Here is a 24,873-nt window from a genome sequence, read left to right as displayed (position 1 = left end):
ATATAGTAACGCGAAGTGACTCCGGAAAAGGCGCAGAGTTTCGCAGGCCCTACTGGCTGTTCAGGATACCATCGTTTGTGGCGAAGACGAGGGCGCAAACACAATCGTGATCGCCCGGAAGGGCGATCCACAGATTGTCGATACTCCTCGCGCGCGTGCGGCTCGCGAGCTCCGTGCGCGATCCGAGAGTGGGAACAGACCGCAATTCAAAGTCTTAGACCAGCCGAGCGCATCTGATGCGACGCACCTTACGTCAGCCGAGCCAGTCCGGAACCGAATCGAGGCCGATCAGGGCTTCGTAGTCCTGGCGCGGGCGAACGACATGGAACCGGTCGCCCTTGACCAGCACCTCGGGGATCAACAGGCGAGAATTGTAGGTGCTGGCCTGCACGGCGCCATAGGCCCCGGCCGAGCTGATGGCGAAGAGATCGCCGGGCTTCGGCATCGCCATTTCGCGGTCGAGCGCCAGATAGTCGCCGGTTTCGCAGACCGGGCCGACGACGTCGGCGCGGATGCGCGGAGCGTTGGCGGCGGAGATGCGAACGGGGCGGATCTCGTGATAGGCTTCGTAGAGGGTCGGGCGGATGAGATCGTTCATCGCGCCGTCGACGATCACGAAGGTCTTGTCGCCACCGTCCTTCACGTAAATGACTTCGGTCACCAGAACGCCGGCATTGCCGACGATCAGACGGCCGGGCTCGGTGACGATCTTGCAGCCGAGCGATTGCAGCTGGCTCTTGACGATTTCGGCATAGGCGTCGGGCAGCGGCGGCGGGTTGTTGTCGTCCTTGTAGGGAATGCCCAGGCCCCCGCCGATATCGACGTGGTCGATCGAATGGCCGTCGGAGCGGAGCGTGTCGACGAGTTCGCGCAGGAGCTTGAAGGCGTCGTCGAAGGGCTGCAGCTCGGTGATCTGGCTGCCGATGTGCATGTCGATGCCGGTCACCTGGATGCCGGGCAGCGTGGCGGCATGCGCATAGACGGCGCGGGCGCGTTCCCAGGAAATGCCGAACTTGTTTTCCTTCTTGCCCGTCGAGATCTTCGAGTGCGTCTTGGCGTCGACATCGGGGTTGATGCGGAAGGACACATGAGCGCGCTTGCCGGCGCGCACCGCGCGCTGGTTCAGCACTTCGAGTTCCGGCTCGGATTCAACGTTGAAGCAATAGATGCCCGCTTCCAGCGCCAAGTCCATTTCCTGCGGCGTCTTGCCGACACCGGAGAACATGATCCGGCTGGCCGGTATGCCGGCCGCAAGCGCGCGACGCAGTTCGCCGCCGGAGACGACGTCGACGCCAGCGCCAAGGTTGCCGAGCGTCTTCAGCACCGCCTGGTTGGAATTGGCCTTCATGGCGTAACAGACCATCGCGTCCACGTCGGCAAAGGCCTGGGAAAAGACCGTGTAGTGACGCTCGAGCGTGGCGGTCGAATAGCAGTAGAAGGGGGTACCGACGGCGCGGGCGATGTCGGTCACCGGCACGTCTTCGGCGTAGAGAATTCCGTCGCGGTACTGGAAGTGGTTCACGGCAACAAGCTCGGTTTAGAGCAATCCCAGGAAAAGTGTGAAGCGGTTTTCCGTGCGGATTGCGTCGTTACTAGAGAAGGGGATCGAGCAGGAACGGACGATCGTCCGCTTTTTCCTTCTGCTCGACGGTTCCGGCCGGCGTCTTGGTGTTGATCGGCGCGGTCGAGCCGGGGCGGTCGAGATCGCCTTTGCGTCCGCAGCCGACAAGAACCAGCCCGGGGATCGCCAGCAGAAGCGCAAGCCGGGCCGCCTTCGTGAATGTCATCGTGATTTTCCTTCGCGGGAACTGATGCAGGTGCGATGTCTTACCGATTTTTCAGGCGCTTGTGCACCCTGTTTCTGCGGGCGAAAACCGCCCGCAGATGTCCGCGTTTCGCCTAGTTGCGGGCGCGCCACCAGGCGATCTGCTTGCGGACTTCGTTGGGTGCGGTGCCGCCGAAGGAGGTGCGGCTGGCAACGGAGGCTTCGACCGTCAGAACGTCGAAAACCTTGTCGGTGATGTCGGCATGAATCGACTGCAGGTCGGCGAGCGAAAGGTCAGCGAGGTCACAACCCTTCTGTTCTGCGAGCGCCACGGCGCGGCCGGTCACATGGTGGGCGTCGCGGAAGGGCAGGCCCGCCTCGCGCACCAGCCAATCGGCAAGGTCCGTTGCAGTCGAATAGCCGGAACCGGCGGCCGCCTTCATGCGGTCCGCACGGATCGTCATGTCGCGCACCATGCCGGTCATCGCCGCGATCGCCAGCTCGAGGCTTTCGGCCGCGTCGAAGACCTGTTCCTTGTCTTCCTGCATGTCCTTGGAATAGGCGAGCGGCAGACCCTTCATGACCGTCAGCAGGGCGATCAGCGAGCCGTTGATGCGGCCGGTCTTGGCGCGCACCAGTTCGGCAGCGTCCGGGTTCTTCTTCTGCGGCATGATCGACGAGCCGGTGGAGAAGGCGTCCGACAGGCGGATGAAGCCGAATTGCGGTGTCGACCAGATGACGATCTCTTCGGCAAGGCGCGACAGGTGCGTGGCGGTGATCGAGGCCATCGACAGGAACTCGAGCGCAAAGTCGCGGTCCGACACGGTATCGATCGAGTTGCGGGTGGGGCCGGCAAATCCGAGCGCCTTGGCGGTCATGTGCCGGTCGATCGGGAAACCGGTGCCGGCGAGCGCTGCGGCGCCGATCGGGCTTTCGTCCATGTGCTCGATGGCGTGGCGCACGCGCGAGCGGTCGCGGCCGAACATTTCCACATAGGCCATGCAATGGTGGCCGAAGGTGACGGGCTGCGCCGTCTGCAGGTGGGTGAAGCCGGGCATGACCGTGTCGGCATGCTCCTCGGCACGGTCGAGGAAGGCGGCGATGAGGCCGGTCAACGCCTTTTCGGTGCGCTGCAGTTCTTCCTTCACCCAGAGGCGGAAGTCGAGCGCCACCTGGTCGTTGCGCGAGCGGGCGGTGTGGAGGCGGCCGGCCGAAGGACCGATCAACGTCGCAAGCCGCGCCTCGATGTTCATGTGGATGTCTTCGAGGCGGCGCGAGAACTCGAACTGACCGCTTTCGATCTCTGACAGGATCGTGCTCAGACCGTGAACGATCTTGTCTTTGTCGCCAGCCGAAATGATGCCTTGATGCGCCAGCATCGTGGCATGCGCTATTGAGCCGCGGATGTCCTGGGCATAGAGCTTCTTGTCGAAGCCGATCGAGGCATTTATTTCCTCCATGATCGCGTCCGGACCCGAGGCAAAGCGACCGCCCCACATCTGGTTGGAGGATTTCGTCTCGGAATTGCCGTCAGCCATGAAGAATGCCCGCCTTGGAGAATGAAATGCCCGACCAGAAGAAATCCCCCCCGGCCATGAAACTGTTCGCGCTCGCCGCCCTTTTCGGCGTGATCGTCGGTGCGGCAGCGGTATACGTGAAGGAGACCGGGTCTGGCAATGGCGGGGCGGCTGAAACGGCGAGCGCGAGCTGCCCGCTGACATCGGCCAAGGTCGCAACGTTGACGCCCTTGATGAAGGGGCAGGTGGCGGCCATGTCACCGGCGGCGTCGCCGCGGCCAATCGCGCTCGACTTCAATGGGCCGGACGGCAAACCGACCAATGTCTCGGCCTTTGACGGAAAAACGCTGCTCGTCAACCTGTGGGCCACCTGGTGCGTGCCTTGCCGCGAGGAGATGCCGGCGCTCAACGCGCTGCAGAAGTCGCTCGGAAGCGAAAAGTTCGAAGTGGTGGCGATCAACATCGACGTCGGCGACGACGAGAAGCCGAAGGCGTTTCTCGACGAAACCGCGGTGCACGATCTCGCCTATTACCGCGACGCCTCCATGGGCGTGTTCAACAACATGAAGAAGGAAGGGCTCGCCTTCGGCCTGCCGGCGACCCTGCTGCTCGACGACAAGGGCTGCCTGATCGGCTCGATGAACGGCCCGGCCGCCTGGGACAGCGACGATGCCAAGGCGTTGATCAGCGCTGCTGTCGCGCCTGCGGCCGGCAGCTGACTGCAGCTTGCGGGAGCGCAAAAAACAAAACCCGGCGGATCGCCGGGTTTTTGATGCCAGAAGCGTACAGATTTAGCGGGTGGGAACCGGCACTTCGCCGCGGTAGTCGTAGAAACCTCGGCCGGACTTGCGGCCGAGCCAGCCGGCCTCGACATATTTCACCAAGAGCGGGCAGGGGCGATACTTCGAGTCCGCTAGGCCGTCATAGAGCACCTGCATGATCGACAGGCAGGTGTCCAGCCCGATGAAGTCGGCCAGTTGCAGCGGGCCCATCGGATGGTTGGCGCCGAGCTTCATGGCGGTGTCGATCGCCTCGACGCTGCCGACGCCTTCGTAAAGCGTGTAGATCGCCTCGTTGATCATCGGCAGCAGGATGCGGTTGACGATGAAGGCCGGGAAGTCTTCGGCGACGGTGACAGTCTTGTCGAGCGTGGCGACGAATTCCTTGGCGGTCTTGAAGGTCTGCTCGTCGGTGGCGATACCGCGCACGAGTTCGACCAGCTTCATCACCGGCACCGGGTTCATGAAGTGGATGCCCATGAAATGCTCAGGGCGATCGGTCGCCGATGCCAGGCGGGTGATCGACAGGGAAGAGGTGTTGGTCGCGAGGATCGCTTCCGGCTTCAGGATCGGACATACCTGGCCGTAGATCTTGCGCTTGATCGTCTCATCTTCGGTGACAGCTTCGATCACCAGGTCGGCCTGCGACAGGTCGTTGATGTCGGACGAGCCCTTGATCAGGGCCAGCGCCGCCTTGCGGGCCTCGTCGGTCATCTTGCCGGAGGATACCTGGCGCGCGAGGTTGCCGTTGATGGTGGCAAGGCCCGCTTCGATCCGTTCAGCGGCCAGATCATAGATCTGCACCTTGTATCCGGCGATTGCCGAAACATGCGCGATGCCACAGCCCATTTGCCCGGCACCAATAATTCCGACAGTCTTGATCATCGCGGCGAACATCCATCTTCAGAGGTTGGCGGTGAGGCCGCCATCAGATACGCAAACCGGGCCGGTTTGGCCGGCCCGGTAGATTGTTAATGCCAAGTCCGCGCTTTTGCCAGCCCTTTTCAGGCAGCGCAGCGACTGACCGTGCGAACGCTTACAGGGCCTTCTGCAACTCTGGCAACACCTCGAAGAGATCGGCAACCAGGCCGTAATCGGCGACCTGGAAGATCGGTGCCTCTTCGTCCTTGTTGATCGCGACGATCACCTTCGAATCCTTCATGCCGGCCAGATGCTGGATGGCACCGGAGATGCCGCAGGCGATGTAGAGATCGGGGGCGACGACCTTGCCGGTCTGGCCAACCTGCCAGTCGTTCGGGGCGTAGCCGGCGTCGACCGCAGCGCGCGATGCGCCGACGGCGGCACCGAGCTTGTCGGCCACCGGCAGGATGACCTCCTGGAATTTTTCCGACGAGCCGAGCGCGCGGCCACCGGAGATGATGATCTTCGCAGAGGTCAGTTCCGGACGGTCGGACGACGACAGGGCATCGGCGACGAAGGAGGAAACGCCCGGGTTGGCGGCAGCCGCAACGCTTTCGATCGCCGCCGAACCGCCTTCCGCGGCCGAGGCGAAGGAGGCGGTGCGCACGGTGATGACGCGCTTGGCCTCGGTCGTCTGCACCGTCTGGATGGCGTTGCCGGCATAGATCGGGCGCTTGAAGGTATCGGACGAGACAACTTCGATGATTTCCGAGACTTGGGAAACGTCGAGCATGGCTGCAACGCGCGGCATGACGTTCTTGCCGACCGAGGTCGCGGCCGCAATGATGGTGTCGTAGTTGCCGGCGAGCGAAACGATCAGCGCTGCCAGCGGCTCTGCCAGGTTGTTGGCAAGCGAGGCGTCGTCAGCGACGAGCACCTTGGCAACGCCGGCAAGCTTGGATGCCTGCTCGGCGGCTTGCTTGGCGCCGGCACCGGCGACGAGGATGTGCACATCGCCGCCGATCTTGGAGGCAGCGCTCAGAGCCTTGGCGGTCTGGTCGGAAAGGTGGTTGCTGTCGTGGTCAGCCAGAAGAAGAATGGCCATGATGTAATCTCCCTTTCCTGAACTTAGAGGACGCCGGCTTCGGTCTTGAGCTTTTCGACCAGCTCGGCGACCGACTTGACCTTGATGCCGGCCTTGCGGCCCGACGGTTCCTCGGTCTTCAACACCTTGAGGCGGGCGGCCGTGTCGACGCCGAAGTCGGCCGGCGACTTCTTGTCGAGCGGCTTCTTCTTTGCCTTCATGATGTTCGGCAGCGAGGCGTAGCGCGGCTCGTTCAGACGCAGATCGGTGGTGACGACGGCCGGCAGCTTGATGTCGATGGTCTGCAGGCCGCCGTCGACTTCGCGGGTCACGGTCGCCTTGCCATCGCCGATCTCGACCTTGGAGGCAAAGGTGCCCTGCGCCCAGCCGAGCAGCGCCGACAGCATCTGGCCGGTCTGGTTACTATCGTCATCGATCGCCTGCTTGCCGACGATGATCAGGCCCGGCTGTTCGGCGTCGGCGACGCCCTTGACGATCTTGGCGACGGCGAGCGGCTCGACCTGGTCTTCGGTCTCGACCAGGATGGCGCGGTCAGCACCCATGGCGAGTGCGGTGCGCAGCGTCTCTTCGGCCTTGGCCGGACCGACGGAGACGACGACGACTTCCTCCGCCTTGCCGGCTTCCTTCAGCCGCAGCGCCTCTTCGACCGAGATTTCGTCGAACGGGTTCATCGACATCTTCACGTTGGCAAGCTCGACGCCCGAACCGTCTGCCTTCACGCGGATCTTGACGTTGTAGTCAACCACCCGCTTCACCGTCACAAGTATTTTCATGGATTCTTCCCTCCAAGAGCTTTCGCAGGAAAATGCGCCTTAACGGAGCCGCCTGATTGTCGGTTGGCGACATCGATACGCGTTTTTTCTCCAATTACAATCGCTGTGCATGGCGCTAAATCGATATAACCCCGAGAATTGGAATGACGTTTACGTACACGTAAGAATGATCACTTGCAAGAGCCTAGGCGCATAACGGCGTGGTGAGCGATGTGGACAGAGGCGTCGGCTTGCAAGCCCTTGAAATCCCATCCAATCCACGCCGCCTGTCGACCGCTGGAGCCCGCAGGATCAGGTCTGGCGTCCCCAGGGCATCGGCGGTTTTGTCGCATCCGCTTGTGACGGCTGCCCCGCCGTGACCGGCTCCGCCTTGTGCTGGACGGCGCGCGGCGTGACGATCGTACGGTCGAAAAGCGGCACGTCGCGGCGTCGCAAAATGACCACCAGGATGAGGCCCGCGACGATGCCGCCGACATGGGCGCTCCAGGAGACGCCGCTGCCCGGATCAACCACCAGCATGAAGAACTGCTGGCCGATCCAGAAAGCGAGCGGAATGGCGGCCGGCAGTGGCAGGGGAATGCGGAAAAACACCAGAACCCAGACACGCACCTTCGGATGCAAGAGGAAATAGGCCGCGACCACCCCTGAGATGGCGCCGGACGCACCAATCAGCGGTGCTTCGGACGCCGGGTCGAGGAGCCCGTGCGCCAGTGCTCCGGCCGCAGCACACAGCAGGTAGAAGACGAGGTAGCGGAAATGCCCAAGCGCGTCCTCGACATTGTCGCCGAACACCCAGAGAAACAGCATGTTCATGGCGAGGTGCATGAAATCGCCATGCAGGAAAGAATAGGTGACGAAGGTGAAGCCGTCGGGAACGATGACCAGCGACGGATCGAGTTGGGCATAGTCGAAGATCAGCGCCGGAATGTAGCCGAAACCGAGAAGCGTGGCGTTGGCGAACTCCTCCGTGGCAATTGGCCCGGTGATCAGCCAGACGATGACGTTGATGGCGATCAGGCTGATCGTGACGTACTGAACCTTGATGTGCTTCAGGGTGTTCGCATCGTGCAGCGGTATGAACATGCTCTCTCCCGAAGCGTCGTTCCATGCCACGCTGCCTCAGGCCGAATCCGGCTTGAGGAGGGCTGTGGCGGCGGACGTTATCTGTTTTTTCCGGGAATCCAAAGGACGTCGGCTTGACCTTTGTCATTTGCATGGCGGGCCGCGACGAAGAGGAAATCGGAGAGGCGGTTGATGTAGGCGATCGCCTCGGAACTGACGATCTCACTTTCGACATTGGCAAGCGCCACCATCTGTCGTTCGGCGCGCCGCGCGACGGTGCGGGCGACGTGCAGGGCGGCGGAGGCCGGGCTTCCGGCCGGGAGCACGAATGATCGCAGAGGCTCGAGATCGGCGTTCAGTCGGTCGATTTCGGTTTCGAGCCACGTCACCTGTGCCGCCACGATCCTGAGCGGCTCATAGTGCGGCGGTTCGCCGGTATCGGGGGTGGCGAGATCGGCGCCGAGATCGAAAAGATCGTTCTGGATCCGCATCAACGTTTGATCGAGATCGGCGATGCTGGCGGTGTGCTGGCGTGCGAGCCCGACAAAGGCATTGGTTTCGTCGACCGCGCCATAGGCATCGACCCGCAGGTCGCTCTTCAGCCGGCGCGGACCTGACACGAGCCCGGTGGTGCCGTTGTCACCCGTCCGGGTGTAGATCTTGTTGAGCTTCACCATCTGTCGTCACGGTCCTCTAGAGCAATTCCAGGAAAGGTGTGGAACGGCTTTCCGTCCGGAATTGCGTCATTCAGCTCGGGCGGCCGCCGCCGGTGATCCACAGGGTCAGCATGATCAGCGCGATCGCGATCGCCTGCAGGACCACACGGGCCTGCATCAGCTTGTTGGATGTGTTGCCGCTTCCGCCCTTCGCCATGTTGACCAAGCCGCGGATCAGCACGATCACGACCAGGCCCATGACGAACAGGGTCAGGCCGGTAAAGAAGCTGGACATCGAACTCTTCCTTGCAATTCTGTTTCAGCCTAGTCGGCCGATGATGCGATAAAACAGAGCTGCCGGCAGGAGCTTCTTCAGAAGCGCGCCCTGCCTGGCGGGCCTTGTTACAATATAGTGCGGTTTTGGTTTCTTTGCCGTCAGCGCATGCTTCAAAACCGCGTAGACCGCATCCGGTCCGAGCTTTCCGGGGGCGGGTTTGCTTTCGCCCCTGAGACGCCGCATCTGCCGTTCATATTCGACGCGGTGCACGGAATTCTTGAGGTCGATGAAGCGCTCGATATAGGTGACCGCATTGGCGGTGAACCTCGAGGCGATCGGCCCCGGTTCAATGAGGCTGACCTCGATGCCGCTGCCGGCAAGTTCCATCTTGAGGGTCAGGGACAGGCCCTCTATCGCAAATTTTGAGGCATTGTAGGCGCCGCGCCAGCGATAGGGCACGATGCCGAGAATGGAGGAGCATTGCACGATACGGCCGTGCCCGCGCGCCCGCATCGATGGGATCACCCGCCGCGTCAGGTCGTGCCAGCCGATGACATTGGTTTCGAGTTGAAGCCGGAGCGCCTCGGTCGGCAGATCCTCGACCGCACCCGCCTGGCCGTAGGCGCCGTTGTTGAAGAGCGCGTCGATGCGGCCGCCGGAAAGGGCCAGCACCTGATCCGCCAGTGCGGCGATGGTTTCCGGCTTGGTGTAGTCCATGATGAAGGTCTCGATCCCCTCGCTTTCAAGCGATTGGCGGTCCTCTTCGCGGCGCACGGTGGCAAAGACCCGCCAGCCGTCGGCCTTAAGGGCGCGGGCACAATAGGCGCCGATGCCGGACGAACATCCGGTGACAATGATTGTGGGGCGATCAGCCATCCGATCGATTCCTGTAGAAATCCTGCCTCCGTTTCCCATATTCATCGGCGGGATACAATTGAATTGCGCAAGCCGGATCCCGCCAGCGTTGTCGCGCGGGGTCATGCTTGAAGCCGGGGAAAGACGCTGCGACGCCAGTGCGGAAGTGTCGGTCTCGGCGCCATTAGGATCGGAATGGAATGCCAGCGTTTATACGCATCACCTGGAAAGTCGTGTTCGATGCGCTCTGGCATTTCAGCCTCGATGACGGTTGGGCGATGGCAAGTCATGTGGCCCTGTCGTCGCTGCTTGCGGTCTTTCCCTTCCTGATCTTCGGCACCGCACTCGGAAGCTTCCTCGGCGCCGACCAGTTTGCCGAAACCGCCGTCCACCTGATCTTCGACGCCTGGCCGGAATCGATCGCCAAACCGGTTGCCGACGAGATCGTGCGGGTGCTGACGATCCCGCGCGGCGGGCTCTTGACCATTTCCGTTCTTGCTGCGGCCTATTTTGCCTCCAACGGCGTGGAGGCGCTGCGCGTCTCGCTCAACCGCGCCTATCGCGTCACCGAGAGCCGCTATTGGTACGTCACCCGGCTTGCCAGCCTCGGCTTCGTGCTTGCCGGCGTGCTGATCCTCGCGGCGCTCAGCATCCTGCTGGTCGCCGTGCCGCTAGCGGTGCGTTACGCCGGGGAATGGTGGCCGTGGCTCGGCGGCGTCTTGGCGACGGTTGACAACTGGAGCCTGCCGCTCGCGCTCGTCATGTTGACCGGTGGCTTGCTGGTGTCGCATCTCTGGCTGCCGGACGGTCATCGCAAGGTGGTCGACGTGCTGCCCGGCATCGTGCTGACGCTCGTCTGCTGGACGATCGGCGCCTATGCCTTTGCTTCCTATCTCGCGACCTTCGCCACCTATGTCTCGACCTATGCGGGCCTGGCGTCGATCATGATCGTGCTGGTGTTTCTCTACATGATCGCAGCGATCTTCATCATCGGTGCCGAGATCAACGCGGCGATCCTCAAATACCGGGTCAAGCGCATGGTGCGGCGCAGCTTCCAGTTTCGCAATGGCGGTGAGGCGGCCCGCGACGACCAGGATCTAGACGATTAGCGCCCGTACATCTTCGGGCGAATGACCGGCGGAGCGAAAGGCGGCAATGCCGGTATCCTGATTGCTCTTGGAGAGCTTGCGTCCATCGGTGCCAAGGACCAGCCGGTGATGGTGGTAGAGCGGCTCGGGCAGGCCGAGAAGCGATTGAAGCAGCCGGTGAACCGAGGTCGCATGATAGAGGTCGCGGCCGCGCACCACATGGGTGATGCCCTGCAATGCGTCATCGACGGTGACGGAGAGGTGGTAGCTCGACGGCGCATCGGAGCGCGACAGGATGACGTCGCCCCAGGCTGCGGGGTCGGCAACGATGATACCGTCTTCGCCCGAAGGTCCGGCGCCGCTTTCGATCCAAGTGAGGGGAGCATCGCCGAGAAGGCCAATCGCTTTTTGCATGTCGAGCCGCCAGGCGTAAGCTCTGCCGCTTTCGATGAGGTCCGCACGCTCACGTGCTGAACTTTCGCGTTCCTGCCCCGGGTAAAGCGGGCTGCCGTCCGGGTCGCGTGGCCAGCTCCGGCCGACGGCTTCGGCCTTTGCAACCGCCGCCTTGATTTCACCCCGGCTCATCGCCGCGGGATAGACGATGCCCATGCCGTCCAGCCGGGCCAGCGCGGTCGCATAGGCGTCGAGGTGCTCCGATTGCCGGCGCACGGGCTGCTCCCAGTTGAGGCCGAGCCAGTGAAGGTCTTCGAAAATCGCCGTTTCGAATTCGGGGCGGCAGCGGGTCTTGTCGATATCCTCGATGCGCAGCAGGAATTTGCCGCCCGCTGCCTTCGCCGTGTCATGGTTCAGCACCGCGGAGAGCGCATGGCCAAGGTGGAGCAGGCCGTTCGGGCTGGGGGCAAAACGGAAAACGGGTTGCGTGTCTGGCATCGTTTCCCTTTGCCATGGAAGGGGTATAAAAATCATCCGCTTTGTGGAGGCAGCATGCGCATCATCCGGACCCATGAGGATATCGAGGCCGGGCTTTCCGGTCTGGTGATGCTCGATGCGCGCCTGGAACTGGTCGTCTCCAAGGCGGGGCCGGTGCCGCTCAGGCGAACCGACCCCGGTTATCGTGGCCTTGCCAGCATCATCGTGTCGCAGATGGTCTCGAAGGCGAGCGCGGCGGCAATCTGGCGGCGGATGGAGGAGAGGCTCGGCGAGGTCACCGCGGCCGCAGTCCTATCGCTCAGCGACGAGGATTGTCGCGTGATCGGGCTGTCGCGGGCCAAGGCGGACGCCCTGCGCCGGGTGGCCGAAGTGGTTGTCGGCGGCGAGATCGATCTTGATGCGATCTGCGACGCGGAAGCCGGTGAGGCGATCCGGGAACTGACCGCGATCAAGGGCGTCGGCCGCTGGACGGCGGAGGTCTATCTGCTCTTCTGCGCCGGGCATCCGGATGTCTTTCCGTCCGGCGACATCGCGCTGCAGAACGCCATCGGCCACGGGCTCGGCCTCGAACTGCGTCCGACGGCGCGCGAAATTGATTCGCTGGCTGCCTCCTGGTCACCCTGGCGCAGCGTCGCTGCCCGGCTCTTCTGGGCCTATTACGCACAGGAAATGCGTCGCGATGCAGTTCCTGTGACACCTTGAAGGAAAAAGCGAATCCAGCGCACGCATTTTTGTTTCCGGCTTCACAATCCTGTTGCAACGGGCCTAATATAGAAGGTGCAGATGCCGAATCGATCAGGAGAATACGCTTGACGATTGCAGTCTCACCGCAGGCCTTACCAGCGCTCGTCTTGAACGCTGACTATCGGCCGCTCAGTTATTACCCCTTGTCGCTTTGGTCCTGGCAGGACGCGATCAAGGCCGTCTTCCTTGACCGCGTAAACATCCTTGCCGAGTACGAACATTCGGTGTCGTCTCCGAGTTTCTCGATGCGACTGCCGAGCGTTGTTTGCCTCAAGAGCTACGTGCAGCCCTCACGCCATCCGGCCTTCACCCGGTTCAACGTGTTCCTGCGCGACAAATTCGAATGCCAGTATTGCGGTTCGCCCGACGATCTCACCTTCGATCACGTGGTGCCCCGCGCTCACGGCGGCCAGACGACCTGGGACAATGTCGTCGCAGCCTGCTCGCCCTGCAATCTTCGCAAGGGCAGCAAGCTGCCGAAGCAGGCCGGCATGTTCCCGCACCAGAGGCCCTTCCAGCCGACGGTTCAGGACCTGCACAACAACGGCCGGCTCTTCCCGCCGAACCATCTGCATGAAAGCTGGATGGACTATCTCTACTGGGATGTCGAACTGCAGCCTTGAGGCTGTTCGTGCCTGCCTGCCGGATCAAGCCCAGAGCGGGATCGGGATAGGTGCGTGCGCTTTTGCAAGCCCGGTGCCGCTGCGGCCTCTACAGCGGCGCGCGTTCTTTCAGACGCGCAAGGTCACCCCAGATGTTTGAACTGCTGCCCCGCCGATCTTGCAATCAGCGCGCCCGTGCCGCACCGCGAAACGCGATCGCCGCAAGGATCAGGCTGGCAATCACATTCCATCCGGCAAAGGAGAGGCCAAGCACGCGCAGGGCCGCTTCGGTGCAGGACGGGCCGTGTTTCGAATCGAGATCGCCGAGCAGGTCGCCGACATTGGACGAGACGCCCTGCGCCGTCGTTGCGCAGGTGGAAGGGCCTTCCCAGAAATGCCATTCCGCGCCGGCGTGGTAGACGCCCATGCCGGCACCAACGAGCATCAGGATGCCGATGATGGCAAGCAGCAGGCGGGTCACCCAGGCGGGCAGTTTCAGCGCGCTGGCGACGATGGCGAGAATGCCGACCGGAATGCCCCAGTAGTAGGGATCACGCTGCAGCAGGCAGAGCGCGCAAGGAATGTAGCCGCCGATATGCTCGAAGCCCAGCGCGCCGCCGACGGTTGCCGCCATGCCGAGTGTCACGAGAACGGCGATGAAGAGGTGCTGGCGGGAAGTGGTGGCGGCGTCGATCATTCATACCTCACGGGCGACAGGTCTTTTGGGCCGTGCCGCAGTGCAAACTGGATGGCGCCTTTCTAGGCAGGATCGCCCGTGCTGTAAATCGTGGGCGCCACGACAGGTCCGCACGCTTTCGTGATTGTCATTGCGGCATCCTGAAAATGATGGTTGACCGCGGCGAAAACCTTCGTGTAAATCCGAGCCGCTGATATCGCACTTCCCTGAGCCCCATTGGCGGAATTGGTAGACGCGCTCGACTCAAAATCGAGTTCCGAAAGGAGTGCTGGTTCGACCCCGGCATGGGGCACCACCACACCACATGAAATCACAGACATCATTGGCGGCCGTTGATTCCGGCTTGGGCGCGCCTTGACCAGTGCTTGCCGCGCCGGTCATTGAATTGCGGCCTGTGAAGGTGTTAGGTGCGCTGCAGCAGAAATCTGTCATGGCAGTGTCATGTTACCGAGAATAGAGACCTACGACGAACTCTACCGCGCCTTCCGCTGGCAGATTCCGGAGACGTTCAATATCGGCGTTGCCGTCAGTGACGCCTGGGCTGCGCGTGCGCCGGAGCGTGTCTGTCTGCAGCATTTCGATCCCGATGGTGCGCATCTGTCGCTGACCTATGGCGAATTCGCCCGGCAGTCGTCCGCTTTTGCGAAGGGGCTTGCAGGGGAGGGTATAACCCCCGGCGAGCGCGTGGCGATCCTGTTGCCGCAGGGCTTCGAGGCGGCGATTGCGCATGCGGGGATCTACAAGCTCGGCGCGATCGCGCTGCCGTTGGCGTTGCTCTTCGGGGTCGAGGCGCTTGAGTACAGGCTGCGCGATGCGGGTGTTGCGGCAATCGTCACAAATGGCTTCGGTTTCGAGCGCATCGCCGCGATCCGTGAGCGGCTGCCGGAACTGCGTCTGGTGGTGCTGGCCGAAGGTGACGCTCAGCCGGGCACGACCCCATTTGCAGCCCTTGCGTCCGGCGACCCAACCGGCTTCGTGCCTGCCGATACCGGCCCGGATGATCCGGCGCTGATGATCTACACCTCAGGCACAACAGGGCCGCCCAAGGGCGCGCTGCATGGGCACCGCGTGCTGCTCGGCCATCTGCCGGGTTTCGAGTTCCACCATCACTTCCTGCCCCAGCCGGGTGACCGCATGTGGACGCCGGCCGACTGGGCCTGGGCTGGCGGGCTGCTCAATGCGCTGCTGCCGTCGCTGCTGCACGGCGTGCCGGTCGTGTCGTCGCCGGCGCAGAAGTTCGATCCGCATACGGCCTTCCGCATCCTCGAGGAAATGGACGTGCGCAATGCCTTCATTCCGCCGACAGCGCTGAGGCTGATGAAGGCGGTGCAGAGCCCGCGCGAGCGCTACCGGCTCAATCTGAGGACCATCGGTTCGGCCGGCGAGGCCCTCGGCCGCGAGACCTATGAATGGGCGAAGGCGGCACTCGGGCTCGAGGTCAGCGAGTTCTATGGCCAGACGGAATGCAACATCGTGCTCTCGTCAGCCGCCGATCTCGGCGTCCTCAAACCGGGATCGATGGGCAAGGCGGCACCGGGTCATAGGGTGGCGATCATCGACGGCGAAGGCCGGGAATTGCCGCCCGGAAGCGTTGGCCAGGTGGCGGTGAAGCGACCGGACCCGGTGATGTTCCTGGGCTACTGGGGCAATGAGGCGGCGACGGAGAAGAAGTTCATCGGCGACTGGATGACGACCGGCGACCAGGGGGTGATGGACGAAGAGGGCTATTTCACCTTCTTTGGCCGCGACGACGACGTCATCACCTCGTCCGGCTATCGCATCGGGCCCGGCGAGATCGAGGACTGCCTTGCCGGGCATCCGGACGTGCAACTCGCGGCCGTGGTCGGCAAGCCGGATCCTGTCCGCACCGAAATCGTCAAGGCCTATGTCGTCTTGCGTCCCGGCGTCGAGGGGGACGAGCGGCTGGCCGCGGAGATCCGCGACTGGGTGAAGACGCGGCTTTCGATGCACGAGTATCCGCGCGAAGTCGCCTTCGTCGACAGCCTGCCGCTGACGACCTCGGGCAAGGTTATCCGACGGTTCCTGCGCGAGCAGGCGGCGGCTGAGGCGCGCGGCGACGAGGTCAAGGCTTCGGCGCTCTGACGCGCCGCAGCGTCTGGCAAGGAGCCGGGTTCGCTCGTTGAAAACAGCGCAGCTCCGGACGGATAGCCACGCCACAGTTTTCCTGGAGTTGCGCTAGCGCCCCGCCAGCGCCTTGATCTTGTCGCGCAGGATCCGCGCCATGTTGCGGGTGTTGCGGTAGAGGTGAAGCTGGGCTGCCACCTGGCGCACTTCTCGGTCCCGGGTCTGCTGCAGACCGATCACCATGGTGCCCATCTCCTCACGCTCCTGCCAGAAGCGGCTCATGATCGGGTGATCGGGCACGGCGCAGGAGTCGGAGCGGGCGATGTTGGCGTCGTCGAGATGCCATTCGGTGAGTTCCGCCAAAAGCAGCTTGCCCGGCGAGAACTTCGCGTAGCGTTCGTCATAGGCGGTCTTCCAGGTATAGGCCTCGCCGGACATCAGGAATACCACCATCGAGGCAATCGCGCGGCCGTCGAGGTCGAGCGTGTGGATGCGCACGCTGTCGCCATCGGCGAGATTGGTAATCGCCTCGCGGGCGAAGGCGGCGCGGAAGCGGTCGAGCACCATGGCGCTGCGGCTCTTGCCCTTCCAGCCCGAGGCTTCGAGCGCCAGGAACTCCTCCATGCGCAAGCGAACCTCGGCAGGCTGGCGGGCGACCGAGTAGGTGAGGTGTCCCTCTTTTTCCAGCTTGTTCCACTGGCGCCGGAGCTCGCGGAAATGCGCGGGGCTGATGGCATTGCGCAGATAGGTCGGGCCGTCGAGCAGGCTTTCGAGCATCGGCCGGCTGAAAGTGTCGGTCACCGTCAGCGGCAGGTTGCGGCCGATGGCGACGGCGCGGGTAAGGCGCGCGACCTTGCCGTTCAGCCGCATGTCCGGCAGCACGAGCACCGAGGGCAGGCCGGTGGACGGAGCGGCAAAGGCTTCAAACAGGTTGTCGATGGTTTCTGCTGCATCCTCGGCGTCGAGCAAGGGCACGCCGAGCGGTCCGAACGGGTTCGACCAGGCGCGGATGATCGGCGCACCGATGGAGAAGCCGGGCTTCTCGATCGAAAATGGCATCAGGAAGCGCAGACGGCTGCGGCGTTCGTCGTTGTCGCGCATGATCGCGAGCCGAATGACGCGCTCTTCCAGGCGCGGCATGGCGGGCGCTAGAAAGCGGCCGGTGAAAAAGACATTGGGCTCGAGCGCACGGTTCGACAGGAAGTCCAATTCGCGCTGCAACTCGTAGCCGGCCTTGGCCGGGTAGATGGCAAGATGGCGCCCGGGGCGGCCGACCTCGATCAAATGCTCGGCGGTCGGTCCGCTGTCACCGGCTTGCGCCAGACCGCCCAGAACCCGTGCGGCCCGGCTGTTTGCATCGCTCGGAAGATTGGTATTGCCGATCATGGATGGACAGCCCCGTTGTTATCGTTGCCGGCCCGGGCACTTGCGAAGGCAAAGAGCGCGAAGCCGAAGGTACGCCGGACGGCGATGTGCAGCAGCATCGCCTCGACGAACATAGCACCAGCGGTTGCAAAAGCAGCACCGTTCAGTCCGAAAAGAGGGATGAGGCTAAAGTTGAGTGCAATGTTGGCGAGCAAAGCGCCGGCATAGAGAATGACGCAAAGCGTCTGCTGGCCCGCCATCGTCAGAAGCGTTTCGGCCGGACCGACGAAGGCCTTGGCGAGGATGCCCGCAAACAGGATCATCATGAGCGGTAAGCCGGTGACGAAGGCGGGTCCGAACAGCGACAGCAGGAACGGACCAGCCAAAAGGACGAGCGTGCCCAGCAGCAGGGATGGCCAGAAAGCCCAGCGCGCGCTTTCGATCGCAATGGCAGGGATCTGCCTGGGGTCACGGGCCATGGCGTTTGCGACGCGCGGGCCGGCCGCGGCCTTGACGGCGAACATGACGAAATGGACGAGCGCCATGGTCTTGGCGGCGGCGAAATAGATCGCGACGTGTGCGGGGTCGAGATAAAGGCCGACGATCACCACGTCGGAATTGGTCAAGAGGAAGCCGAAGCCATCGACCATGAAGACGGGGACCGAGACCCTGAGCCAGCGACGAAGCTCGATGCGCCGCGGGCCGGGCAGGTAGCGCGAACGAAGCCGGTAAGTCAGCACAAGGAACTGCGAGACGGTTGTCACATAGGCCGCGGCCATGGCGGCAATCATCGCGGTCTGTGCCGTGTGCGCGGCGCCCGCCGTGACCGCCAGAACCATGAAGACGAGAACGAGGATCGGCCGAATGATGAAGGTCGGGCTCATGGCAGAGACCGCCCAGCCGTGGGCCCTGGACGTTCCGTCCATGACATCGCCGAGCGATATCATCGGCAGGGTGAAGAGGCCGAGATAAAGCGGTACGAGATAATAGGCTTCGATATGGGCTCCGAAGAGCCAGAGACCGGCAAGGCCGATGACGGCAACGGTGGTTGCGGAGCTAAGCGCGAAGACGCGCACCGTCGTTGTCACGCCGCGGATCTCGTCCATGGCTGCCGTTGCCTGGTACTCCGGCAGGAAACGGATCACGACGGAATGGAAGCCGACGCAGGAGAGGCTGCCGAAGAGAATGACGAGGACCCAGACGAAGACGAAGATGCCGTATTCGAACTCGCCCATCAGCCGGGCCAGGATGATCTGCGACAGGAAGGCGATGGCCGCGCTGACGATGCGGATGGTGAAAGCGACCAGCGCCATGCGGCGCGCGGTGCTCTTGATGTCGGAACCGGTCAGAATGGCGACGAGCCCGCCGATCAGCGCACAGACGTGGTGTCTCAGCGCCGACGGCAGGATTCGTCCGGCCGTTTGACATACCGCCATGAACACGAGGACACCCTGAGATTACGCAATACAGGGTCTCAGTACTGCCAGAACAGCGTTAACAAAGGGTTCAACGCGGTTGTAACGAACGGGGGCAACCATACCGATTGGGGACAGTGTCGGCAGGCTCCAGTCGCCGTCAACTTTTGTTGACGTTGCCGGTATCGTCAACTAAAGTTGACGCATGGTCGACCTGCACGACATTACCGTTCCGACCGATCCCGACGAGGCTCTTGCCGCTGTCGTCGCTCTGCGCCGACTGGCCGACAAGATAGAGCGCCAGGCGGTGTCTTCAGCCCTGCGCCAGGGCTGGTCCTGGTCCAGGATTGCCCAAGCCCTCGGGATCACCAAACAGGCGGCCCACAAGCGACTATCGGACGTGGCCGCAGACAACAGTTCCACATAAGGGGATTGCGATGTTCCAAGGAATAAAATCGAAGCTCCATGACATGAGCACCATCAAGCTTCTCTGCGAGCGGGCGGAAGCCCACGCTCTGCAAGATCAGCAGCGGGAACCCGGGGCCGAACACTTCCTCTTGGCCGCGCTCGATCTGCCGGATGGTACCGCGCGTCTCGCCTTCGAACGGGTAGGTGTTAAGCCTGACGCGCTCAGAGCGGCGATCGAACGGCAATATGACAATGCCCTTCGCTCGATCGGTCTGAACGCGGATATGCCGGCCGATACGCCGATGTCGGCAAATGCGGGCGTCTATCAGGCTGCCCCCTCGGGCCAGGAAATCATGCAGGAACTGGCGGCAGCCCGCAGGGACCACAGCCCGCTGCTCGGTGCGCATGTCGTCGGAATTGTCGCGGGCATGTCGCATGGTGTGGCGGCGCGGGCGCTCCGCGCCTCGGGCGTCGATGCCGTCGCCCTGAAATCGGCAGCCGATGCGATAGCTGAAACCGGTCACGCGAAGGCGTTCGATCGCTAAGGACGGCTTTGAAAACAAAAAATGCCGCCACGACGGCGGCATTTTCCGGTTGAGAAAGGGCGCCGGCAGGGCCGTCGCGTTTCCTTCGCGCTGCTCAGGCTTCGTAGATGCCGTGGCAGTGCTTGTACTTCTTGCCGGAGCCGCAGGGGCAGAGCTCGTTGCGCGAGACCTTGCCCCAGGACAATGGGTTGGTCGCGTCGCGCTGCACCGGCGGTGCCGCCAGCAGCGTTCCGCCGCCGAAATCGTCTTCGCCGGTCAGCGGATCGATGTGGTGGCCGTGCATGACAGGCGGCGCCGGTTGCGGTGCTTCGGCTGCCTCGCGCACCAGTTCGACGCGCATGAGCTGTGCGGTCACCGCCTGGCGCAGATTGCCGAGCAGGGCCTGGAACAGCTCGAAGGCTTCGGACTTGTATTCCTGCAGCGGGTCGCGCTGGGCGTAGCCGCGGAAGCCAATGACGGAGCGCAGGTGATCGAGATTGACGATATGCTCGCGCCACAGATGGTCGAGCGTCTGCAGCACGACCGAACGTTCGACATACTGCATGATCTCCGGGCCGAAACGCTCGGCGCGGTCGGCGGCTTCCTTCTCGGCGGCGGCAGAGACACGCTCGAGGATATCGGCCTCGTCGATGCCTTCCTCGGCAGCCCACGCTTCGACCGGCAGGTCGAGGTTGAGGTACTGCTGCACGTCGGCCTTGAGGCCCGCAACATCCCACTGCTCGGCATAGGCCTTCTCGGGAATGCGCTTGCTGACCATGTCCTCGACGACTTCGGTGCGCATGTCGGTGACGGTTTCGGTAACGCTATCGGCATCCATCAGCTCGATGCGCTGCTCGAAGATCACCTTGCGCTGATCGTTGAGAACGTCGTCGTACTTCAGGAGGTTCTTGCGGATATCGAAGTTACGCGCCTCGACCTTCTTCTGGGCGCGTTCGAGCGCCTTGTTGATCCAGGGATGGACGATCGCCTCGCCTTCCTTCAGCCCCAGCTTCTGCAGCATGCTGTCCATGCGGTCGGAGCCGAAGATGCGCATCAGGTCGTCCTGAAGCGACAGGTAGAACTTGGAGCGACCCGGATCTCCCTGGCGGCCGGAGCGGCCGCGAAGCTGGTTGTCGATGCGGCGGCTTTCGTGACGTTCGGTGGCAAGAACGTAGAGGCCGCCGGCGGCGAGCGCCGTTTCCTTCAGCTTCTGGACTTCGGCGCGGATTGCCTCGATGCGGGCGTCGCGTTCCGGGCCGGCCTCGACGTCCGAGAGTTCCTGCTGGATGCGCATGTCAAGGTTGCCGCCGAGCTGGATGTCGGTACCGCGACCAGCCATGTTGGTCGCGATCGTGACCGCACCCGGCACGCCGGCCTGGGCAACGATAAAGGCTTCCTGTTCGTGGTAACGGGCGTTCAGAACCTGGAAGTTGTTGAAACCCGACTTCTTGAGCAGCTCGGCGAGCTGCTCTGACTTTTCGATCGACGTCGTACCGACCAGCATCGGCTGGCCGCGCTCATGCGCCGACTTGATCTCGTCGATGATGGCCTTGAGCTTCTCGCCCTGCGTCCGATAGACCTCGTCGTCCTCGTCGATACGCTTGATCGGCAGGTTGGTCGGCACTTCGACCACTTCAAGCCCGTAGATGTTGCCGAACTCTTCCGCTTCGGTGGAGGCAGTACCGGTCATGCCGCCGAGCTTGGAATACATGCGGAAGTAGTTCTGGAAGGTGATCGAGGCGAGCGTCTGGTTCTCGGGCTGGATCTGCACCTTTTCCTTGGCTTCGAGTGCCTGGTGCTGGCCTTCGGAGTAGCGGCGGCCCGGCATCATGCGGCCGGTGAATTCGTCGATGATGACGATCTCGCCATTCCTGACGATGTAGTCCTTGTCGCGGGTGAAGAGCTTGTGGGCCTTCAGCGCATTGTTCACGTGGTGGACGATCGCGACGTTTTCGATGTCGTAGAGCGATTCACCCTTCAACAGGCCCGCCTGACGCAGCAGGTTTTCGAGCTTCTCCGTGCCGTCTTCCGAGAAGTTGGCCGAGCGCTGCTTCTCGTCGATTTCGTAATCTTCGGGCGCAAGCAGCGGGATGAATTCGTTGATCGTGTTGTAGAGATCGGAACGGTCGTCGAGCGGGCCGGAAATGATCAGCGGCGTGCGCGCTTCGTCGACCAGGATCGAGTCCACCTCGTCGACGATGGCGAAGAAGTGGCCGCGCTGCACCATCTGCGCGCGCTCATACTTCATGTTGTCGCGCAGATAGTCGAAGCCGAGCTCGTTGTTGGTCGCGTAGGTGATGTCGCAGGCATAGGCGTCGCGGCGCTGCTCGTCCGTCAGGCCGTGGACGATGACGCCGGTGGTCATGCCGAGGAAGCCATAGACGCGGCCCATGGTGCCGGCGTCGCGTTGGGCGAGGTAGTCGTTGACGGTGACGACGTGTACGCCCTTGCTCGCAAGCGCATTCAGATAGACGGGCAGGGTCGCGACCAGCGTTTTGCCTTCACCGGTCTTCATTTCGGCGATCGCGCGTTCGTGCAGGATCATGCCGCCGATCAGCTGGACGTCGAACGGACGCAGACCAAGCACGCGGCGGGCGGCCTCGCGGGCAACGGCAAAGGCGGGAACCAGAAGGTCGTCGAGGGTCTTGCCATCGGCAAGCTGCTGACGAAATTCGACGGTCTTGGCGGCGAGTGCCTCATCCGACAGGGCCTTCATGTCGGCTTCAAGAGCGTTGATGGCGTCCACCCGAGCCTTGTAGCCGCGCACGCGACGATCATTGGCGGAACCAAACAACTTGCGGGCTAGGCCGCCGAGACTGACCATACGAATGGTCCTTTCTTTTGTGTTGCCACGGGTCTCATGGCCGCGCCGTGAAAAACCGCGCAATGCCGTGAAACGCCCGGAAACTGTTCTGGACGCGAGGTTGCGTGACAGATAAGAGGGGGGTCGAATTATGTCAACGCACTTGCGCTGCCGGACGGCTACAGAACCGCCACATTCTGGTGGTGTGCAGCCGCGACGAGCCGGAGGCAATTGCGCCAAAGGCCAATGTGAAAGGTTAGTGAGCATGTCCAAGTTGAAAACCCTGGCCGCTGCGGCACTGGTTGCGGCAATTGCCGTTCACGGTGCGGCGCGGGCGGAAGACGCCGATCCGGTGGTCGCCAAGGTTGGCGGCGAGGAAGTGCGTCAGTCCGAGCTCAACCTCGCGCTTGGGGGCCTCGATCCGCAGCTGCAGCAGATGCCGGAAGAACAGAAGCGCGCCGCAGCGCTCTCGGCCATCATCGACGTCAAGCTGCTGTCGAGCACGGCGGAGAAGGAAGGCCTGCAGGACGATGCAACCTTCAAGCAGCGCGTCGCATACCTGACCGAGCGCGAACTGCACAATGCCTACTTCAAGAAGCACGTCGTCGACGCGATCACCAAGGAAGAGGTGAAGGCGCGCTACGACAAGGAGATCGCTGCGATCCCGGTGCAGGAAGAGGTCAAGGCGCGTCATATCCTGGTGAAGACCGAGGATGAGGCCAAGGAAATCATCAAGGAACTCGACGCGGGCAAGAGCTTCATCGAGCTCGCCAAGGCGAAGTCGTCTGATCCGAACAAGGATGACGGTGGTGACCTCGGCTATTTCACCAAGGGTCGCATGGTGCCGGAGTTCGAAGCGGTCGTGTTCACGCTCGACAAGGGCGCCTACACCAAGACCCCGGTCAAGACGCAGTTCGGCTACCACGTGATCCTGGTCGAAGACAAGCGTCCGCAGACCCCGCCGCCGTTCGAGCAGGTCGAGCCGCAGGTCCGTCAGCTCGTCATGCGCGACAAGTACGTTGAGCTGCTTGCCGCTGCCAAGAAGGGCACGGGCGTCGAGATCTCCGATCCAGCGCTGAAGAAGGCCTATGACGAGGCCAACAAGGCGCAGGAAGCCAAGTAATCCGATTGACAGGTCCTGCCTCAGGCGGGACCTGCCATTACCGCTTTTTGTCGATGCCCGGCGGTGAAAACCGTTCGGGCATTTGTCGCAAGATCGCGGTATGAAGTCGTAGCGGGACGAAGGCGGAAAGCCGCGCAGTTTTCTTCGTCCCACTTTAGATCCAATCTCGTCACAGCAGGTTTCCCATGTCCGGCTCCGTTTCTCCGCTCGCTCCGAAAACCTTCGCCGAAATGCCTTCCGTTCGCGGTGTCCGCATGGCAACCGCTGCCGCCGGCATCAAGTACAAGAACCGTACAGACGTGTTGATGATGGTGTTCGACCGGCCGGCCGCCGTGGCTGGTGTCTTCACCCGGTCCAAGTGCCCTTCGGCTCCGGTCGATTTCTGCCGCAAAAACCTCTCCGGCGGCGTGGCCCGTGCCGTCGTCGTCAATTCCGGCAACGCCAATGCCTTCACCGGCAAGAAGGGCCGCGAGGCGACGCAGCTGACTGCGAAGTCCGCGGCAAAGGCAGTGGGTTGCGCTGAGAGCGAAGTATTTCTTGCTTCGACCGGCGTCATCGGCGAGCCGCTCGATGCCACCAAGTTTGCAGGCGTACTCGACAATCTCGCGACAGGCGGGACGGAAGACTTCTGGTTCGAAGCCGCCAAGGCGATCATGACGACGGATACCTATCCGAAGGTCGCGACCCGCTCGGCCGAGATCGGCGGCGTCAAGGTGACGATCAACGGCATCGCCAAGGGTGCCGGCATGATCGCGCCCGACATGGCGACGATGCTTTCCTTCGTCGTTACCGATGCCGACATCGCCCCTGCGGCGCTGCAGGCGCTGCTTTCGGCCGGCGTCGGTCCGACCTTCAACGCGGTCACGGTCGACAGCGATACTTCGACCTCCGACACGCTGATGCTCTTTGCGACGGGCGCTGCGGCAGCGGACGGCCAACAGGCCGTTTCCGATGCGGCCGATCCGCGGCTCGAAGGCTTCCGCCTGGCGCTGAACGATCTGCTGCGTGATCTCGCGCTGCAGGTGGTGCGAGACGGTGAAGGCGCGCGCAAGATGGTCGAAGTCACCATTGAAGGCGCGGAAAACGACGCGGCTGCCAAGCGCATTGCGCTTTCGATCGCCAACTCGCCGTTGGTCAAGACCGCCGTTGCCGGCGAAGACGCCAACTGGGGCCGCGTGGTCATGGCCGTCGGCAAGTCCGGCGAGATGGCCGAGCGCGACCGGCTGGCCATCTGGTTCGGCGATGTCCGCGTCGCTGTCGAGGGCGAACGCGACGCCTCCTACTCGGAGGCCGCCGCCACCGCCGTCATGAAGGAAGAGGACATAACGATCCGCGTCGAGATCGGCCTCGGTTCCGGTCGTGCCACGGTCTATACCTGCGACCTGACCAAGGAATATGTCGAGATCAACGGCGACTACCGGAGCTGATGCTCCAGTCTGACGATTGCAATCAGCCTGGTGATCCGGGCTGACCAGAGG

24 protein-coding genes and 1 tRNA gene are annotated in these 24,873 nt (G+C 62.9%); 10 read left to right on the top strand and 15 right to left on the bottom strand.

Going from position 1 to position 24,873, the window contains the following annotated elements; genetic code table 11:
• Window positions 1–253 precede the first annotated feature (253 nt).
• The 3 genes from lysA to argH form a co-directional block, all read right to left on the bottom strand.
• Entirely contained in the window at window positions 254–1,522 is a 1,269-nt protein-coding gene (gene lysA / locus MKZ91_RS15305; protein ID WP_336171829.1) for a diaminopimelate decarboxylase, read from the bottom strand.
• 70 nt (window positions 1,523–1,592) lie between these two features.
• A complete protein-coding gene (gene lptM, locus MKZ91_RS15300) occupies window positions 1,593–1,787 on the bottom strand; it encodes an LPS translocon maturation chaperone LptM (protein ID WP_336171828.1) in 195 nt (64 codons plus the stop codon).
• A 112-nt stretch (window positions 1,788–1,899) separates the two neighbouring features.
• The gene (gene argH, locus MKZ91_RS15295; RefSeq protein ID WP_336171827.1) at window positions 1,900–3,303 is read right to left on the bottom strand and encodes an argininosuccinate lyase; all 1,404 of its coding nucleotides are present in this window, start codon (window positions 3,301–3,303) and stop codon (window positions 1,900–1,902) included.
• Window positions 3,304–3,329: 26 nt separating this feature from the next.
• Here argH and tlpA point away from each other — a divergent pair, with 26 nt between their 5' ends.
• Complete coding sequence (gene tlpA / locus MKZ91_RS15290; RefSeq protein WP_336171826.1) at window positions 3,330–4,001, top strand: thiol:disulfide interchange protein TlpA; 672 nt, start codon at window positions 3,330–3,332, stop codon at window positions 3,999–4,001.
• A 72-nt stretch (window positions 4,002–4,073) separates the two neighbouring features.
• Here tlpA and MKZ91_RS15285 read toward each other — a convergent pair whose 3' ends face one another.
• The 7 genes from MKZ91_RS15285 to MKZ91_RS15255 all read right to left on the bottom strand — a co-directional run bounded on the left by MKZ91_RS15285 (window position 4,074) and on the right by MKZ91_RS15255 (window position 9,671).
• Window positions 4,074–4,946 carry a 3-hydroxybutyryl-CoA dehydrogenase gene (locus MKZ91_RS15285; protein WP_065375356.1) on the bottom strand — a complete coding sequence of 291 codons (873 nt, stop codon included), beginning with the start codon at window positions 4,944–4,946 and terminating at the stop codon, window positions 4,074–4,076.
• A gap of 151 nt (window positions 4,947–5,097) precedes the next feature.
• Window positions 5,098–6,027: an electron transfer flavoprotein subunit alpha/FixB family protein gene (locus MKZ91_RS15280; RefSeq protein ID WP_336171824.1), complete on the bottom strand. Its 930-nt coding sequence runs from the start codon at window positions 6,025–6,027 to the stop codon at window positions 5,098–5,100.
• Between the two features lie 23 nt (window positions 6,028–6,050).
• A complete protein-coding gene (locus tag MKZ91_RS15275; RefSeq protein WP_275020989.1) occupies window positions 6,051–6,800 on the bottom strand; it encodes an electron transfer flavoprotein subunit beta/FixA family protein in 750 nt (249 codons plus the stop codon).
• A gap of 291 nt (window positions 6,801–7,091) precedes the next feature.
• Window positions 7,092–7,883, bottom strand: a complete 792-nt coding sequence (locus MKZ91_RS15270) for a rhomboid family intramembrane serine protease (protein WP_336171822.1) — start codon at window positions 7,881–7,883, stop codon at window positions 7,092–7,094.
• 77 nt (window positions 7,884–7,960) lie between these two features.
• Window positions 7,961–8,539: a cob(I)yrinic acid a,c-diamide adenosyltransferase gene (locus MKZ91_RS15265; protein WP_336171821.1), complete on the bottom strand. Its 579-nt coding sequence runs from the start codon at window positions 8,537–8,539 to the stop codon at window positions 7,961–7,963.
• Window positions 8,540–8,609: 70 nt separating this feature from the next.
• Entirely contained in the window at window positions 8,610–8,813 is a 204-nt protein-coding gene (locus tag MKZ91_RS15260; protein ID WP_336171820.1) for a twin transmembrane helix small protein, read from the bottom strand.
• A gap of 24 nt (window positions 8,814–8,837) precedes the next feature.
• A complete protein-coding gene (locus tag MKZ91_RS15255; RefSeq protein WP_336171819.1) occupies window positions 8,838–9,671 on the bottom strand; it encodes an SDR family oxidoreductase in 834 nt (277 codons plus the stop codon).
• 179 nt (window positions 9,672–9,850) lie between these two features.
• Here MKZ91_RS15255 and MKZ91_RS15250 point away from each other — a divergent pair, with 179 nt between their 5' ends.
• Window positions 9,851–10,759, top strand: coding sequence for a YihY/virulence factor BrkB family protein (locus MKZ91_RS15250; RefSeq protein WP_336171818.1), 909 nt, complete (start codon window positions 9,851–9,853; stop codon window positions 10,757–10,759).
• Here the strand turns inward: MKZ91_RS15250 and gluQRS are convergent.
• Entirely contained in the window at window positions 10,748–11,629 is an 882-nt protein-coding gene (gene gluQRS / locus MKZ91_RS15245; RefSeq protein WP_336171817.1) for a tRNA glutamyl-Q(34) synthetase GluQRS, read from the bottom strand. The two genes, MKZ91_RS15250 and gluQRS, sit on opposite strands and share 12 nt — an antisense overlap.
• Window positions 11,630–11,683: 54 nt before the next feature.
• On the opposite strand from gluQRS, the gene MKZ91_RS15240 reads away from it, so the two are divergent.
• Together MKZ91_RS15240 and MKZ91_RS15235 are read left to right on the top strand one after the other, a co-directional pair.
• On the top strand, window positions 11,684–12,331 hold the full coding sequence (locus tag MKZ91_RS15240) for a DNA-3-methyladenine glycosylase family protein (protein ID WP_336171816.1): 648 nt from the start codon (window positions 11,684–11,686) through the stop codon (window positions 12,329–12,331).
• A gap of 107 nt (window positions 12,332–12,438) precedes the next feature.
• Window positions 12,439–12,996 (top strand): HNH endonuclease, encoded by a 558-nt coding sequence (locus MKZ91_RS15235; protein ID WP_034797858.1) that lies wholly within the window; start codon window positions 12,439–12,441, stop codon window positions 12,994–12,996.
• Window positions 12,997–13,159: 163 nt separating this feature from the next.
• Here MKZ91_RS15235 and MKZ91_RS15230 read toward each other — a convergent pair whose 3' ends face one another.
• On the bottom strand, window positions 13,160–13,672 hold the full coding sequence (locus tag MKZ91_RS15230; RefSeq protein WP_336171814.1) for a disulfide bond formation protein B: 513 nt from the start codon (window positions 13,670–13,672) through the stop codon (window positions 13,160–13,162).
• A gap of 210 nt (window positions 13,673–13,882) precedes the next feature.
• Between MKZ91_RS15230 and MKZ91_RS15225 the strand changes: the two genes are divergently transcribed.
• A tRNA-Leu gene (locus MKZ91_RS15225) sits at window positions 13,883–13,967 on the top strand.
• Window positions 13,968–14,113: 146 nt separating this feature from the next.
• Window positions 14,114–15,775 carry an AMP-binding protein gene (locus tag MKZ91_RS15220; protein ID WP_336171813.1) on the top strand — a complete coding sequence of 554 codons (1,662 nt, stop codon included), beginning with the start codon at window positions 14,114–14,116 and terminating at the stop codon, window positions 15,773–15,775.
• Window positions 15,776–15,868: 93 nt separating this feature from the next.
• On the opposite strand, the gene MKZ91_RS15215 is transcribed toward MKZ91_RS15220, so the two are convergent.
• Both MKZ91_RS15215 and MKZ91_RS15210 read right to left on the bottom strand, forming a co-directional pair.
• Window positions 15,869–17,143 carry a GNAT family N-acetyltransferase gene (locus tag MKZ91_RS15215; protein ID WP_336171811.1) on the bottom strand — a complete coding sequence of 425 codons (1,275 nt, stop codon included), beginning with the start codon at window positions 17,141–17,143 and terminating at the stop codon, window positions 15,869–15,871.
• Window positions 17,140–18,558 (bottom strand): lipopolysaccharide biosynthesis protein, encoded by a 1,419-nt coding sequence (locus tag MKZ91_RS15210; protein WP_336171810.1) that lies wholly within the window; start codon window positions 18,556–18,558, stop codon window positions 17,140–17,142. Before MKZ91_RS15210 ends, MKZ91_RS15215 begins: the two co-directional genes overlap by 4 nt.
• A 184-nt stretch (window positions 18,559–18,742) precedes the next feature.
• On the opposite strand from MKZ91_RS15210, the gene MKZ91_RS15205 reads away from it, so the two are divergent.
• Window positions 18,743–18,964, top strand: coding sequence for a hypothetical protein (locus MKZ91_RS15205; RefSeq protein ID WP_336171809.1), 222 nt, complete (start codon window positions 18,743–18,745; stop codon window positions 18,962–18,964).
• A 43-nt stretch (window positions 18,965–19,007) separates the two neighbouring features.
• The gene (locus MKZ91_RS15200; protein ID WP_336171808.1) at window positions 19,008–19,490 is read left to right on the top strand and encodes a Clp protease N-terminal domain-containing protein; all 483 of its coding nucleotides are present in this window, start codon (window positions 19,008–19,010) and stop codon (window positions 19,488–19,490) included.
• Between the two features lie 94 nt (window positions 19,491–19,584).
• Here MKZ91_RS15200 and secA read toward each other — a convergent pair whose 3' ends face one another.
• Window positions 19,585–22,293 (bottom strand): preprotein translocase subunit SecA, encoded by a 2,709-nt coding sequence (gene secA / locus MKZ91_RS15195; protein WP_336171807.1) that lies wholly within the window; start codon window positions 22,291–22,293, stop codon window positions 19,585–19,587.
• Between the two features lie 244 nt (window positions 22,294–22,537).
• Between secA and MKZ91_RS15190 the strand changes: the two genes are divergently transcribed.
• Window positions 22,538–23,395, top strand: a complete 858-nt coding sequence (locus MKZ91_RS15190) for a peptidylprolyl isomerase (RefSeq protein WP_336171806.1) — start codon at window positions 22,538–22,540, stop codon at window positions 23,393–23,395.
• A 185-nt stretch (window positions 23,396–23,580) separates the two neighbouring features.
• The gene (argJ, locus tag MKZ91_RS15185) at window positions 23,581–24,822 is read left to right on the top strand and encodes a bifunctional glutamate N-acetyltransferase/amino-acid acetyltransferase ArgJ (protein WP_336171805.1); all 1,242 of its coding nucleotides are present in this window, start codon (window positions 23,581–23,583) and stop codon (window positions 24,820–24,822) included.
• Window positions 24,823–24,873 lie beyond the last annotated feature (51 nt).

Origin of the sequence: Ensifer sp. MJa1 (assembly GCF_037026475.1) — a bacterium.
Lineage (GTDB): Bacteria > Pseudomonadota > Alphaproteobacteria > Rhizobiales > Rhizobiaceae > Ensifer.
The sequence above is the reverse complement of the archived record's forward strand: the minus strand, read 5'-3'. Positions and strand labels throughout refer to the sequence as shown.

Coding starts and splice junctions, on each gene's coding strand:
- MKZ91_RS15240 (WP_336171816.1), top strand. CDS start 11,684: ATGCGCATCATCCGGACCCATGAGGATATCGAGGCCGGGCTTTCCGGT.
- MKZ91_RS15215 (WP_336171811.1), bottom strand. CDS start 17,143: ATGATCGGCAATACCAATCTTCCGAGCGATGCAAACAGCCGGGCCGCA.
- MKZ91_RS15280 (WP_336171824.1), bottom strand. CDS start 6,027: ATGGCCATTCTTCTTCTGGCTGACCACGACAGCAACCACCTTTCCGAC.
- MKZ91_RS15205 (WP_336171809.1), top strand. CDS start 18,743: ATGGTCGACCTGCACGACATTACCGTTCCGACCGATCCCGACGAGGCT.
- MKZ91_RS15255 (WP_336171819.1), bottom strand. CDS start 9,671: ATGGCTGATCGCCCCACAATCATTGTCACCGGATGTTCGTCCGGCATC.
- MKZ91_RS15210 (WP_336171810.1), bottom strand. CDS start 18,558: ATGGCGGTATGTCAAACGGCCGGACGAATCCTGCCGTCGGCGCTGAGA.
- MKZ91_RS15230 (WP_336171814.1), bottom strand. CDS start 13,672: ATGATCGACGCCGCCACCACTTCCCGCCAGCACCTCTTCATCGCCGTT.
- lptM (WP_336171828.1), bottom strand. CDS start 1,787: ATGACATTCACGAAGGCGGCCCGGCTTGCGCTTCTGCTGGCGATCCCC.
- gluQRS (WP_336171817.1), bottom strand. CDS start 11,629: ATGCCAGACACGCAACCCGTTTTCCGTTTTGCCCCCAGCCCGAACGGC.
- tlpA (WP_336171826.1), top strand. CDS start 3,330: ATGCCCGACCAGAAGAAATCCCCCCCGGCCATGAAACTGTTCGCGCTC.
- MKZ91_RS15220 (WP_336171813.1), top strand. CDS start 14,114: ATGTTACCGAGAATAGAGACCTACGACGAACTCTACCGCGCCTTCCGC.
- MKZ91_RS15270 (WP_336171822.1), bottom strand. CDS start 7,883: ATGTTCATACCGCTGCACGATGCGAACACCCTGAAGCACATCAAGGTT.
- MKZ91_RS15265 (WP_336171821.1), bottom strand. CDS start 8,539: ATGGTGAAGCTCAACAAGATCTACACCCGGACGGGTGACAACGGCACC.
- MKZ91_RS15285 (WP_065375356.1), bottom strand. CDS start 4,946: ATGATCAAGACTGTCGGAATTATTGGTGCCGGGCAAATGGGCTGTGGC.
- secA (WP_336171807.1), bottom strand. CDS start 22,293: ATGGTCAGTCTCGGCGGCCTAGCCCGCAAGTTGTTTGGTTCCGCCAAT.
- MKZ91_RS15260 (WP_336171820.1), bottom strand. CDS start 8,813: ATGTCCAGCTTCTTTACCGGCCTGACCCTGTTCGTCATGGGCCTGGTC.
- MKZ91_RS15275 (WP_275020989.1), bottom strand. CDS start 6,800: ATGAAAATACTTGTGACGGTGAAGCGGGTGGTTGACTACAACGTCAAG.
- argH (WP_336171827.1), bottom strand. CDS start 3,303: ATGGCTGACGGCAATTCCGAGACGAAATCCTCCAACCAGATGTGGGGC.
- MKZ91_RS15200 (WP_336171808.1), top strand. CDS start 19,008: ATGAGCACCATCAAGCTTCTCTGCGAGCGGGCGGAAGCCCACGCTCTG.
- MKZ91_RS15250 (WP_336171818.1), top strand. CDS start 9,851: ATGCCAGCGTTTATACGCATCACCTGGAAAGTCGTGTTCGATGCGCTC.
- MKZ91_RS15190 (WP_336171806.1), top strand. CDS start 22,538: ATGTCCAAGTTGAAAACCCTGGCCGCTGCGGCACTGGTTGCGGCAATT.
- argJ (WP_336171805.1), top strand. CDS start 23,581: ATGTCCGGCTCCGTTTCTCCGCTCGCTCCGAAAACCTTCGCCGAAATG.